The 12,396-nt window shown below is 72.3% G+C and carries 9 protein-coding genes and 1 pseudogene; 2 read left to right on the top strand and 8 right to left on the bottom strand.

Annotated features, from left to right (window positions below; all coding sequences use genetic code 11):
* Positions 1 to 68: 68 nt before the first annotated feature.
* From tpiA to QRY02_RS03540, 4 genes are all read right to left on the bottom strand, one after another.
* A complete protein-coding gene (tpiA, locus tag QRY02_RS03555; protein ID WP_285990044.1) occupies positions 69 to 854 on the bottom strand; it encodes a triose-phosphate isomerase in 786 nt (261 codons plus the stop codon).
* Entirely contained in the window at positions 854 to 2,083 is a 1,230-nt protein-coding gene (locus QRY02_RS03550) for a phosphoglycerate kinase (RefSeq protein WP_285990043.1), read from the bottom strand. The genes tpiA and QRY02_RS03550 overlap by 1 nt, the downstream gene beginning before the upstream one ends.
* A gap of 5 nt (positions 2,084 to 2,088) precedes the next feature.
* Entirely contained in the window at positions 2,089 to 3,093 is a 1,005-nt protein-coding gene (gene gap / locus QRY02_RS03545; protein WP_285990042.1) for a type I glyceraldehyde-3-phosphate dehydrogenase, read from the bottom strand.
* Between the two features lie 454 nt (positions 3,094 to 3,547).
* Positions 3,548 to 4,729: a winged helix DNA-binding domain-containing protein gene (locus QRY02_RS03540; protein WP_285990041.1), complete on the bottom strand. Its 1,182-nt coding sequence runs from the start codon at positions 4,727 to 4,729 to the stop codon at positions 3,548 to 3,550.
* A gap of 72 nt (positions 4,730 to 4,801) precedes the next feature.
* On the opposite strand from QRY02_RS03540, the gene QRY02_RS03535 reads away from it, so the two are divergent.
* The gene (locus QRY02_RS03535) at positions 4,802 to 5,446 is read left to right on the top strand and encodes a LysE family translocator (protein ID WP_285990040.1); all 645 of its coding nucleotides are present in this window, start codon (positions 4,802 to 4,804) and stop codon (positions 5,444 to 5,446) included.
* Here the strand turns inward: QRY02_RS03535 and QRY02_RS03530 are convergent.
* Complete coding sequence (locus QRY02_RS03530) at positions 5,427 to 5,771, bottom strand: ArsR/SmtB family transcription factor (RefSeq protein ID WP_093951725.1); 345 nt, start codon at positions 5,769 to 5,771, stop codon at positions 5,427 to 5,429. The genes QRY02_RS03535 and QRY02_RS03530 overlap by 20 nt on opposite strands.
* A 35-nt stretch (positions 5,772 to 5,806) precedes the next feature.
* Between QRY02_RS03530 and QRY02_RS03525 the strand changes: the two genes are divergently transcribed.
* Positions 5,807 to 6,289 carry a YybH family protein gene (locus tag QRY02_RS03525; RefSeq protein ID WP_285990039.1) on the top strand — a complete coding sequence of 161 codons (483 nt, stop codon included), beginning with the start codon at positions 5,807 to 5,809 and terminating at the stop codon, positions 6,287 to 6,289.
* Here the strand turns inward: QRY02_RS03525 and QRY02_RS03520 are convergent.
* From QRY02_RS03520 to QRY02_RS03510, 3 genes and pseudogenes are all read right to left on the bottom strand, one after another.
* A complete protein-coding gene (locus QRY02_RS03520; protein ID WP_285990038.1) occupies positions 6,286 to 7,071 on the bottom strand; it encodes a TIGR03620 family F420-dependent LLM class oxidoreductase in 786 nt (261 codons plus the stop codon). The genes QRY02_RS03525 and QRY02_RS03520 overlap by 4 nt on opposite strands.
* A gap of 37 nt (positions 7,072 to 7,108) precedes the next feature.
* Positions 7,109 to 11,583 (bottom strand): annotated as a pseudogene (locus QRY02_RS03515) (coiled-coil domain-containing protein).
* Positions 11,584 to 11,595: 12 nt separating this feature from the next.
* Complete coding sequence (locus QRY02_RS03510; protein WP_043788290.1) at positions 11,596 to 12,396, bottom strand: hypothetical protein; 801 nt, start codon at positions 12,394 to 12,396, stop codon at positions 11,596 to 11,598.

The following is a 12,396-nucleotide window of genomic DNA, read 5'->3' as shown; positions in this document are numbered from 1 at the left end:
CGTACCCCTGGACTCGTCCACTGCTGTGTGACGGACCGGATACACAGGCTACCCGGTCGTGGCCTCGATCAGGGCAGCGGCCCGCCCGCAGCGAGTGCGCAGAGTTTCGTGAACTCTTCGCCGTCGAGGCTCGCTCCGCCGACCAGGGCACCGTCGATGTTCTCGCAGGCCACCAGTTCGCCGATGTTGCCCGACTTCACCGATCCCCCGTAGAGCACCCGGACGGACGAAGCCACCTCGTCGCCGTACTTCTCCTGGAGGGTCGCCCGGATGGCCTTGCAGACCTCTTCGGCGTCCGCGGACGAGGCGACCTTGCCGGTGCCGATCGCCCAGACCGGCTCGTACGCGACCACCACGCCGGAGACCTGCTCGGCCTTGAGGCCCTTCAGGCCCTCGATCAGCTGCGTCGTGGTGTGGTGGATGTGCTCGCCGGCCTCGCGGACCTCGAGCTTCTCCCCGATGCAGAGGATCGGCGTGATGCCGTGCTTGAGCGCGGCCTTGACCTTCTTGTTGACCAGCTCGTCGGACTCGGCGTGGTATTCGCGGCGCTCCGAGTGCCCGACCGCGACGAACTTGCAGCCCAGCTTGGCCAGCATCAGACCCGAGATGTCGCCGGTGTAGGCGCCCGAGTCCTGTGGCGCGATGTCCTGCGCGCCGTAGGTGAGCGACAGCTTGTCGCCGTCGACCAGGGTCTGCACGCTGCGTATGTCGGTGAACGGCGGCAGCACCGCCACGTCGACCTTCGCGTAGTACTTCTCCGGCAGCGCGAAGGCGATCTTCTGCACCAGCGCGATCGCCTCGAGGTGGTTCTGGTTCATCTTCCAGTTGCCGGCGATGAACGGCTTGCGTGCCACTAGTTCTTCTCCTCCAGGGCGACGTTCTCCAGAGCGGAGACGCCCGGCAGTTCCTTGCCTTCGAGGTACTCCAGCGAGGCACCGCCGCCGGTGGAGATGTGTGAGAAGCCGTCTTCGGGCAGGCCCAGCTGCCGCACCGCGGCCGCCGAGTCACCGCCGCCGACCACGGTGAACGCGTCGCTCTTCACGAGCGCCTCGGCCACGGCACGCGTGCCGCCCGAGAACGCCTCGAACTCGAACACGCCCATCGGGCCGTTCCAGAACACGGTCGCGGCGTCGGCCAGCTTGCCCGCGAAGAGTTCACGGGTCTCCGGGCCGATGTCGAGGCCCTCGCGGTCGGCCGGGATCGCGGTGGCGGCGACGACCTCGTGCTCGGCATCGGCCGCGAACCCGGTCGCGGCCAGGACGTCCACCGGCAGCACCAGTTCGACGCCGCGCTTCTCGGCCTCGGCGAGGAAGCCCTTCACCTGGTCGACCTGGTCGGCCTGCAGCAGCGAGTTGCCGACCTCGTGGCCCTGGGCCTTGAGGAAGGTGTACGCCATGCCGCCGCCGATGAGCAGCCGGTCGACCTTGGTCAGCAGGTTCGCGATGACGCCGAGCTTGTCGGACACCTTCGCGCCGCCGAGCACGACCACGTACGGCCGCTTCACGTCGTCGGTCAGCTTCTTCAGCACGTCCAGCTCGGCCAGCACCAGGCCACCCGCGTACGCCGGCAGCACCGACGCGACCTCGTAGACCGAGGCCTGCTTGCGGTGGACGACGCCGAAGCCGTCGGAGACGAACGCGCCGCCCGGGACGAGCGCGCCCAGCTCGGCGGCCAGCTCGGAGCGGTCCACGGCGTCCTTGCTGGTCTCGCGCGCGTCGAACCGCACGTTCTCCAGGAGGACGACGCCACCGTCGGCGAGGCCGGCCGTCAGCGCCTTGGCGGACTCGCCGACCAGGTCACCGGCCAGCGCGACCTCGGCGCCGAGCAGCTCCGAAAGCCGCTTCGCGACGGGCGCGAGGGTGTACTTCGCGTCCGGCTCGCCCTTCGGGCGGCCGAGGTGCGCGGTGACGACGACCTTCGCGCCCGCGTCGGCGAGCTTCTTGATCGTCGGCAGCGCGGCGCGGACCCGGCCGTCGTCGGTGATGCGGTCCCCGTCGAGCGGGACGTTCAGGTCGCTGCGCACCAGCACGTAGCGGCCGTGAACGCCCTCGCCCAGCAGGTCGTCGAGGTTCTTGACGCTCATCGGGTTCAGGACAGCTTCGAACCGACGAGGGTGACCAAGTCGGCGAGGCGGTTGGAGTAGCCCCACTCGTTGTCGTACCAGCCGACGACCTTGACCTGGTTGCCGATGACCTTGGTCAGCGGCGCGTCGTAGATGCAGGACGCCGGGTCGGTGACGATGTCGGCCGAGACGATCGGGTCGTCCGAGTAGCGCAGGATGCCCGCGAGCGGGCCCTCGGCGGCGGCCTTGTAGGCGGCGTTGATCTCCTCGACCGTGGCGGCCTTGGAGAGCGTCACGGTGAGGTCGGTGGCCGAGCCGGTCGGGATCGGGACACGCAGGGCGTAGCCGTCCAGCTTGCCCTGCAGCTCCGGCAGGACGAGGCCGATGGCCTTGGCGGCACCGGTCGAGGTCGGGACGACGTTCAGGGCGGCGGCGCGGGCGCGGCGCAGGTCCTTGTGCGGGGCGTCCTGCAGGTTCTGGTCCTGCGTGTAGGCGTGGACCGTGGTCATCAGGCCCTGCTCGATGCCGAAGGCGTCGTTCAGGACCTTGGCCAGCGGGCCGAGGCAGTTCGTGGTGCAGGAGGCGTTCGAGATGATGACCTGCGAGCCGTCGTACTTGTCGTCGTTGACGCCGAGGACGACGGTCAGGTCCTCGCCCTTGGCGGGCGCGGAGATGATGACCTTCTTGGCGCCGCCGGCGATGTGCGCCTTGGCGGCGTCGGCGTTGGTGAAGAAGCCGGTGGACTCGAGGACGACGTCCACGCCCAGCTCGCCCCACGGCAGGTTGGCCGGGTCGCGCTCGGCGAGAGCCTTGATGGTCTTGCCGTCGACGACGATGCCCTCGTCGCTGACGCTGACCTCACCCGGGAACCGGCCCAGGATGGAGTCGTACTTCAGCAGGTGCGCCATGGTGGCGACGTCGCCGAGGTCGTTGAAGGCCACGACCTCGATGTCCTGGCCGCTGGCCTGCACGGCGCGGAAGAAGTTGCGGCCGATGCGGCCGAAGCCGTTGACACCTACGCGAACGGTCACTGCTGCCACTCCTCTGAGGATCGGCCGGGACCCCCGGCCGTGACTTGCGGGCTCGCGGCCACCCTAGCGTGCGGGCATGCGCGTCCCTGACTGCCCTGACGAGACTTCCACCACTTGGCGAACGGGTCAAGAATCGATTAAGAAGCGAGGGCGTCACCGCGGGTGTTCCGCGGCGGACCACAGCGGACCACCGAGCGCGGGAAGCCCGGCCGCCGGGACCGGTTCCGGCTGATCGCGCCGGGTGCGAGGTCGTCGGCGAGGACGCCGCCGCCGAGCCGGAAGCCGGGACTTGACCGATTCAGCCGAAGGACGGCTCCCACCGGGCGCGGCGGCCGTGCACGGGACGGCACGTGAGGTCGGTGACTCGACCGATCCAGCGAATGCTCGCCGGACGCGGACCGTCGCCACGGGGACGGCGGGAGCCTCGTGAGCGTGCGGTCCCGCGGCCTCGCCTTCAGCCCGTCAGCTCGCGCTCCAGGGGCGTGCGGAACCGCGGTATCGCGCGGACCTCCCCGAACCACTCCGCACACTTCTCCGCCTCCGCTTCCACCATCGCGCGAGTCTCGGCGCCGACGTCCTCCAGCAGCCTGAACACCACCTCCCCCGAGCTTCGCTGGGCCCAGCCGCCGACCACCCGTCCGGAGGCCCACACCGTCGGGCCGACGTTGCCGCTGCGGTCGAACAGGGCCGCGCGGTGCGGACCGAGGAACCAGTCGCGGTCCTGCCAGCCCATCGGGGTCGGGTCCAGCGACGGCAGGAACGCCACCCACGGCGGTGGCTCCGGCACCGGGGCCACGTCGTCCGCCAGCACCACCCCCGGCACGCCGCCGAGGTCCACCTCCGCCGGGGACAACGCCGCCAGCGCCTTCTTCGTCTGGCCCGCCGTCCAGCCGGTCCACCACCGCAGGTCGGACACCAGGGCCGGGCCGTACGCGCGCAGCCACCTGCGGGCCAGCTCCGCCCGGGCCTCGTCCGCGTCCCACGGTGGCAGCCCGCCCGGGACCCACTCGTCCAGCGGGTGCCAGACGTACTGGGTGCTGAGCCAGCTGCCCCGCGGCCGGCCCCGGACGATCCGGCCGCCCGCCGCCAGCAGGAACAGCACCCGGCTCGTCACGTTGCCGATCGCCTCGTACGGCTTGCCCGCCGCCATCAGCAGCTGCTGGCGCAGGCGGGGCTCGTCCTCGCTCAGCTGCTGCGCGGTCGCCGAGCCGCGGGCGCGCAGGGCCGCCTCGACCGACGCTTCGACGTCGGCCAGCCACTTCCCCGGCTCCGGCACGTTCTCCGGGTGCCCCTGCTGCCCGAGGTGCTGCTCGAGCAGTTTCCGCTGCTTGACCTCGATGTCCGCCGAACAGCCCGCCTGCACGAGCGCCGCGGTGCCCGGGTCCGTCACGAACACCGTGCGCCGCATGCCGAGCAGCCTCAGCAGCGAACGCTCTTCATAGAGCGCCCGTTCGACCGCGGAGACCGCCGGTGACGCCAGGCGGGCGGACGCGGACAGGTGGACGGTCGCCGGGTCGGTGGCGTGCAACGCGACGACCCCGGCGACGGCGTCCGCCACCGAGGCCGCGGGCGCGGCGAGGTGGTGGCGGACGGCGAGACGGGCCCGGCGCTGCTGGGTGCTGATCTTCGGAGGCACCCGCTTTTCCTACCACCCGGCACCGACAAAAACGCCTGGTCCTGCGGGGCGGCCGGGCGATAGCCTCGCGCAATGGTCTCCGGTACGCATTTGGCGGCCTTCGCCGCGCTGACGTTCCTCATGGTCGTGGTCCCCGGGCCGAGCGTGCTGTTCACGATCAGCCGCGCGCTCACGGTCGGGCGGCGTGACGCGCTGCTCACCGTCGCCGGCAACTCCATGGGCGTCTACACGCAGGTCGTCGCGGTCGCGTTCGGCCTCGGCGCGCTGGTGACCACGTCCGCGGCGGTGTTCACCGCGATCAAGGTCGCCGGTGCGATCTACCTGGTGTACCTGGGCATTCAGGCCGTGCGCCACCGCCGGAAGCTGAGCGACGCGATGGCCGCGAAGGTGCGCGCGACACCGGGCCGCGTGCTGACCGTGCTGCGCGACGGCTTCGTCGTCGGCTTCGCGAACCCCAAGTCGATCGTCTTCCTGGCGGCCCTGCTGCCCCAGTTCGTCGACCCCGCCGCCGGATCGGTCCCGGCTCAGATGCTCCTGCTCGGGCTGTGCCTGCCGGCGATCGCGCTGGCCACCGACAGCGCGTGGGCGCTCGTCGCCGGCACCGCCCGCGCGTGGTTCGCCCGCTCGCCGAAGCGCCTCGAAATGGTCGGTGGCACCGGCGGCCTCGTCATGATCGGCCTGGGCACCACCCTGGCCTTCACGGGCCGGGGTGACTGAGCACCAGGTCGAGCAACCCGGGGAAAGCCGCGTCGAATTCGGGACGCCGCAACCGGTTCAGCCGCCGCGGGCCTTCGTCACGCTGTTCGATCAGGCCCGCCGCGCGCAGCACGGCGAAGTGGTGACTGCGGGTCGCCTTGGCCACCGGCAGGTCGAACGTGCCGCACGCCTTCGTCCACTCCGGTACGGCGGCCAGCTCGCGCAGGATGCTGCGGCGCACCGGATCGGCGACCGCGGCCAGGGCGTCCTGCAGCGAAACCTTCGCCGGGAGCGCGTGCGTGAGCCCGCGCGCCCGCGCAGTGTTCGATGATTGTCGTACACTCATCCGGTCGACCTCCGTCGAACACTCTAGGAGCAACCGTGCCCCGACACCTCGACGTCACCTTCGGCCCCGACGCGCGCAACCGGCTCGACGAGGTGGGCAACCCCGGCCGCGAGGGCGCGCTGGCCGCGCTCGAATCGTTCTACTACGCCTTCAACCAGCGCGATCTCGACGCGTTCCGCCGGGTCTGGACGAGTGATCCGCTGGCCCAGCTGAACAACCCGCTCGGCGGCATCCTCCGCGGCGGCGAAGCGATCACCGAGCTGTACGAGCGCGTCTTCCACGGCCCGGCGCGCGTCACCGTCACCTTCGGCGACATCGCCGAGTACGCCGGGGACGGTCACGCGGTGTTCGCCGGCCGCGAGACCGGCGAATACCGCGTGACCGAAACCGTCCCCCTGAGCATCCGCACGACGCGGTTCTTCGCCTACGAAGCCGGTCGCTGGGTGCAGGTCCACCACCACGGCAGCATCGACGACGCCGACGCGCTCGCCGCCTACCAGCACGCGATCCGCGGCTAGCCCAGGGCCTTCACCAGCTCCGGCCACCACTCCCGCGGCAGGCCGTCGAGCCGGACGACCACCTGGTCGGCACCGGCCGCCCGGTACTCCCGCAGGCGCGCGGCCACGGCGTCGAAGTCACCCCACACGGTCAGGCCGTCGACCAGCCGGTCGGACAGGTCCGCGATGTCCGCTTCGGTGAAGCCCATCCGCCGGAAGTTGGCCGCGTACCCCGGCATCCCGGCCAGGAACTTCAGCGAGCCGCCCCGCACGACCTCGCGAACCTTCGCCTGGTCGGTCTCCGCGACGACGTTCATCAGCACCGCCAGCTGCGGGCGCGCGCCCAGGATCTCCCGCGCCGAGGCGACGTAGTCCGTCGTCACCAGGTACGGGTACGCGCCCGAAGCGCGGTCGCGCGCCAGCTCCAGCATCCGCGGCCCGAGCGCCGACAGGATCCGCGCGGACGGCGGCACGACGTCGTCGAGCTCGTCGAGGTAGTCGCCGAGCGTGGCCAGCGGGCGCGCGCCGTGCGCTCCGCCCAGGCCGACCACGAACCGGCCCGCGGGCAGCTCGGTGTAGGCCGAAGCGACGGAAGCCGACGGCACCCGGTCCACCGACAGGATCCCGCTCGCCACCTGGATCCGCGAGGTCCCGCGGACGACCTCGGTGATCCGCGGCAGGTTGTTGCCCTGGCCGCCGGCCAGCCAGAGCGTGTCGTAGCCCAGCTCCTCGAGCTCGGCCGCCACGCCGGTGTCGGTGTCCAGTGCGGTGTGGGTGGCCCCCAGCGGCCCCAGCGTCGTCATGCGCCCGGCAACCACGGAACCCGGGGAAATGTTCCCCTCACGCCGTTTGTTCGTCCTCAGCGGAATCGGCGGGGTCGGTGGGGTCGGTGGCCCGGGTGAACATCCGGGTCGCCGACAGCCGCGCGACGCCGTCGGGCTCGCCCAGGTCGTCCAGGGAATTCCGGATCGTCGAGTCCACCGACAGGTACTTGCGGCCCGCCCGCAGGTCGGCGTCGTTGCGCAGCCGCACGATGAGCGGGAATTCCGACAGCGCGCCCGCGTCGAACAGGCCCGTCGTGTAGATCAGCTGCACGCCGAGCGCCTCGGCCACCGCCCGCTGCAGTTCCAGCAGGTACCCGGCCGACGCGCGGCCGATCGGGTTGTCCAGGAACAGCACGCCCGAGTGCCGGTTGCGGACCTTGCCGCGGTTGTTGGCCCGCAGCGCCGCCAGGGTGCAGTACAAGATGATCGCCGCGGTCAGCTGCTGGCCGCCCGAAAACACGTCGCGGATCTCCGAGACGCGCTGGCGTTCGGTCCGCAGCACCGAGTCCGGCTTGAGCATGTCGACGCGGAACCCCTTGGGCGCCGCGGCCCGGACTCCGCGCAGCACCAGGGAAAGCCCGTCGCGCTTGACGTCCCGGCCGTCCGCCGTCTTGCCCACGGCGGCCTCGTCGACGACCTCGCCGAGCTTTTCGGTGAGCGCGTTGTCCTCCAGCTCGGTGAAGCGGATGCGGAGGAACTCCTGCCCGGACCAGTCACCGAGGCCGTCCGGCAGCCGGGAGACGCGCTGCGCGGACCGCAACGTCCGCAGGGCGCCGTCGACCATGCCCTGCAGGCGGGTGATGATGCCGCCGCGGTGCCGGTCGATCTGGGCGAGGTCGTCGGTCAGCGACCGCAGCCGGGGCCGCAGCGCTTCGGCCCATTCCGCGGCGTGCGCCGGGAGCTGGTCGCGCTTGACCGAGATGACCTGCTGCCGCACCGGGGTGCTCAGCTTCTCGAACCGCTTCTCGGTCGCGTACTGCGCCAGCTGGTCCGCGGCCGCGCGCACCCGCCGGTCGCCGGCGTCGGCGGCGTCCTGGGCCTGGTTGAAGGTCGCGTTGAGCCGCGCGTGCTGGGCGCGGGCGGTGTCGACGTCGCCGTCGTAAGCCGCCGCTGCGTCCTTCTCGGTGTCGGTCACCAGGTGCGCCATCGACTCGGCGAGCAACGCGAACCCCGAGGCCGAGGTGCGCGCCGATTCCAGCGTCGCCTCCGCCGCCGCCCGGCGTTCCTGCAGCTCTTCCCACTTGCGTGCGGCGGCCGACACCTCCAGCCCGGCCGCGTCGATCAGCTCCAAGCCGTGCTCGATGTCCCGCGGTTTCTCCCCGTTGACGCCGTTCTGCAGCGGCAGCGCGTCGAGCTCGGCGCGCCGCGTCGAGACGAGCCCGATCGCTTCGGTGCGCTCGTCTTCGAGACCGTCGACGACCCGGCGGGCGCGGGCCAGCGCGGCCGCCCGCGCCGACGCGTCGGAGCCGTCGGGTGTCTCCAGGAGTTCGGCCGCACGGGCGCGGACGGCCTCGTCCATGGACTCGACCGCCGAGCCCGCGGCGGCTTCGGCGGACTCGGCCTGCTCCAGCTCGCTGCGCAGGTCGCTGCCGACCTCGACCTTCGCGTACGACTCGGACGCCGACAGGTAGGTCCGGCGCAGGGCGTCGACCGGTTCGCCGGTCGCCGGACCTTCGGCAGCGTCGGCCGCCCCCGGCACCTCGGCCAGTTCGGCGCGCGCGGTGCTCGCGGTCCGGCGGTGACCGTCGGCGGTGCGCTGCTCCTCCCCCGCCTGCTCGCGCAGGCGCGCAGCCTTGCCCGCCGCGTCGGACGCCTGGAGGTCGGCGCGCTCGGCGATCTCGGTGGCGCGCTCGGCCTCTTCGGTCCACTCCGTGATCCGGGCGCTGCGGACACCCAGCTCACCCAGCCGCCGGGCCTTCTCCTCCGCCTCGGTGGCGGCCGCCCGCAGCTCGGGGACGCGCTCGCGCAGCGACGCCGCTTTTTCGCTCAACCGCGCGAAGTCCGCGTCGGCCTGCGCCAGCGCGGTCCGGGCGGTCTCCCGCGCGGTCCGGGCCGCCTGGGCCTGCTCGGCCAGGGTGGCGACGGCCCCGGCCGGGTAGTCCTCACGCCACGTCGTGAGCTTCCACGTCAACGCGCCGTCCGCGGACAGCTTGGCGGACAGCGCTTCGAGGCGCCGCTGCCGCCCGGTGTGCCGCCGCGCCACCGCTTCCCGCTCGGCGTCGGCGGCTTCTTCGTCGTACATCGCCGGGTTCGGCGGCACGAGGAACTCGACACCCGGCGCGGACGGCGCTTGCGCCTGCAGCGCCTCGGTCGTGCCGACGGCGATGATCGCGCTCGGCAGCAGCCGCCGCGCCGTCAGCACCTCGCGGGCGCGGTCGGCGTGCGCGGCGTCGTTCAGCAGGACGCCGGACACCAGCTGCGGCAGGCTTTCCAGCACCTCGGCGCGGCGGGCAGCGTCCAGTTTGGACAGGTAGCGCCAGCCGGACCACGCGGTGATCCCGGCCTCTTCCAGGACGTCCAGAGCGGCTTGGACGTCCTCGGGGGCGGCAGCAGCCCACCCGACCCCAGCGCGGCCAGGGCCCGCTCGTCGGCGGACTCCTCCATCCGCAGCGCGGTCTGCTCCTTCTCGACGGCCGCGCTCGCCTCGCGCAGCCGTTCCAGCAGCACCGGGAGGTCGCTCTCCAGGTTGACGTCGTCGGCGCCGAGCAGTTCGACCAGGCGGCTTTCGGCGGCGAGGGCGTCGGTCCGGCGGTGCGCGCGGTCGAGGTCCTCGGTGGCGCGTTCCAGGCGGTCCTGCGTGGTGCCGGCCAGCTGGTGCGCCTCGTTCACGGCCCGTTGCGCGGCCTGCAGGTCCGCGCCGACGCGGTCGAGCTCCTGTTCGCGGCGGGTCAGTTCCGAACCGGCCTGCTCGGCGGCCGATCGCGCGGCCCGCGAAGCTTCGGCGACGTCGGCGCCCGAAGGCAGCAACCCGGCGCGGACGGCGGCCTGGACCTCTTCGCGCAGCTCGGTGATCCGCGTGGTCAGCCCCCGCGCCTCGGCCCGGCGCGCGGCCGCGAGGTTCGCGGCTTCGTCGCGCTCGGTCTGCGCCTTCTCGGCTTCGGCTCGCAACGCGCCCGCGTGCGCTTCGGCCTTGTCGGCCTGGCGCTGGGCGTCCTGCGCCAGCGCGTGCAACCCGCGTGCCAGCGCGGAAGCGGCGTCGTTGCGCGCCTTCAGGGCGGGCCGCGCCTTTTCCTCCCGGCTGCCGACGAGTTCACGCAGGTCCTTCGCCTTGCGCGCGGCGTTCAGCTGGTTGAGGACCGTCGCCGTCTCCCGCCAGGCCTCCGCCTCGGTCTTCGCCTGCGCGAGCTCGGCGTCGACGCGCTTGCGGGCCTCCTGGGCTTCGTCCAGCCGCAGCACCGCGACCAGGCGGCGCAGTTCCGTGACGGCCGCGGCGAGCCGCCGGTGGTCGCCTTCGGCGAGCTTCTCCGCGGACTTGACCTCGGTGACGTGGTCCTCGAGCCCGGACAGCCGCGCGTTCTCGAGTTCGTTGCGCGCGACGACGCGGCCGGCCAGCTCGGCCATGTCGGCCTTCGCGGACTCCGCGATCTTCCGCGACTCCGCGGCGACGCCCTCTTCGGCGGCCAGCGGCCCCAGCAGCTCCAGGGCGCCGGCCACGAAGTCGCGTTCGGCCAGGAGATCCCCGCGCTGGGCCAGGTTGTGGGCGTAGGTCGCGACGACCTCGGCGAGGTCCTTCGGCTCCTCCTCGGAGATGACCGCGCGCAGCAGGAACTCGACGAACGCTTCGTCGGTGCCGAAGGCGAACGCGTCCGCCGCTTCACCTTCGCCCGCGTTCATCGCGCGCTGGTACCGGAACAGCTCGGTGTCGAGGCCCAGACCGTCCAGGCGGCCGGTCCACTCGTGGTGACGGCGGGTCCAGGACAGCTCCAGCTCGGGTTCGGCCAGCTGGGCCGCGGTGAGCTTGTCGTGGAAGCCGGACATCGTCAGCAGCCGGCCGTCCTGGGTCATCGGCAAGGAATCGAGCCCCAGCGCGGCGGTCGGGCGGAAGCAGTACCAGGAGTCGACGAGGTTCTCGGAGTCGGCGGACACGACGTGCCCGCGCCATTCCGACACCTTGCCGGTGATGATCCGGTGCCCGCTCTCGACGTGCAGCCACTCCAGCACGACGTGCGAGACGTCCTTGGCGGCGACGAACTTCTCCAGCACCTTCGTGCTGGTGGTGCCGACGACCTGGCGGCGGCCGGGCAGCATCACCGAGAAGATCAGCTTGATGAGCACGGACTTGCCGCCGCCGTTCTCGAGGAACAGCACACTCGCCGGGGACGGGCGGCGGAGTTCGGCCGGGCCGGTCGCGTGGATGCCCGCGCTGAACAGCGCGTCCTGCTTCGGCGCGGTGATCTTGGCGCCGACGCCGCTGAAGTCCAGCACGACGTCCTGGTAGCGGGCACCCGCCGGGCCCACCGAGTGCAGGCGGACCCGCGAAAGCTCGTACATCGGTTCCCCTCGTTAAAGCGTGTCCGAAGCGGCCGCGCGCAGCGTGCCCCCGGCGGTCGCGACGGCCACGACGTCGAGCGCCAGCAAGTCGTCGAAGGCGGCGTCGGCGGCGAGTTCGCGGACCTGGATCTGGTAGCGCGGCGTGGTCCGGTAGGTGCCGCCCTGCTCATCGCTCACCGGGACCAGGAAGCCCTGGTCGGCGAGGAACCGCAGGGCGCGGCTGACCATGCCGCGGGTGGTGTCGGCGGCCAACCGGCCGTCCTTGGTCGCGGCCGCGGCCGGACGACGGGTGTAGGCCCGCCACGCCTGTTCCAGCTCGGGTGCGTCGGCCAGGGGGTCGTTGTTGGCCTCGGCCGCCGCGGCACGTTCGTCCAGCATGCGGGCGGCTTCGCGGACCATCGCGTCGACCTGCTCGACGCTCACGCGGCCGATGTAGGTGTCGTTGGCGAGGTCGTCGGGCCGCGGGTAGCCCAGCGCCGCGGTGGCCAGGTGGATCAGGCCGTGCAGCACCTTCTCGGTCTCGCGGCGCTCGCGGATCTTGGCCTGCCGCGCGTAGGAGTCCATCTTGATCTCGAAGACGGACTCGTCGGTGGCCGCGAGGACCGCGCCGGCCTGCTGGTTGACCTCGAGGACCATGAGGCCGAGCCCGGCGGCGACGGCGTGCGTGAGCGCCTTGAACGCGTTGTCCTCGCCGTAGCGGCGGACGAGGTCGCCGTAGACGACGTCACGCGCGGGCAGCTGCTTCGGCCGCATGCCGAAGGCGACCAGCCGGGCCGCGGCCTCGGCGTCCACGCTGCTGTGGGACAGCGCCAT

The organism is Amycolatopsis sp. DG1A-15b, from assembly GCF_030285645.1.
GTDB lineage: Bacteria > Actinomycetota > Actinomycetes > Mycobacteriales > Pseudonocardiaceae > Amycolatopsis.
This window is presented reverse-complemented; position numbering and strand designations above follow the sequence as displayed.

What these genes read in the sequence shown, in the direction of transcription:
- QRY02_RS03550 (WP_285990043.1), bottom strand. Translation starts at nt 2,083, where the DNA reads ATGAGCGTCAAGAACCTCGACGACCTGCTGGGCGAGGGCGTTCACGGC.
- QRY02_RS03535 (WP_285990040.1), top strand. Translation starts at nt 4,802, where the DNA reads ATGGTCTCCGGTACGCATTTGGCGGCCTTCGCCGCGCTGACGTTCCTC.
- QRY02_RS03530 (WP_093951725.1), bottom strand. Translation starts at nt 5,771, where the DNA reads ATGAGTGTACGACAATCATCGAACACTGCGCGGGCGCGCGGGCTCACG.
- QRY02_RS03520 (WP_285990038.1), bottom strand. Translation starts at nt 7,071, where the DNA reads ATGACGACGCTGGGGCCGCTGGGGGCCACCCACACCGCACTGGACACC.
- QRY02_RS03510 (WP_043788290.1), bottom strand. Translation starts at nt 12,396, where the DNA reads ATGGCGCTGTCCCACAGCAGCGTGGACGCCGAGGCCGCGGCCCGGCTG.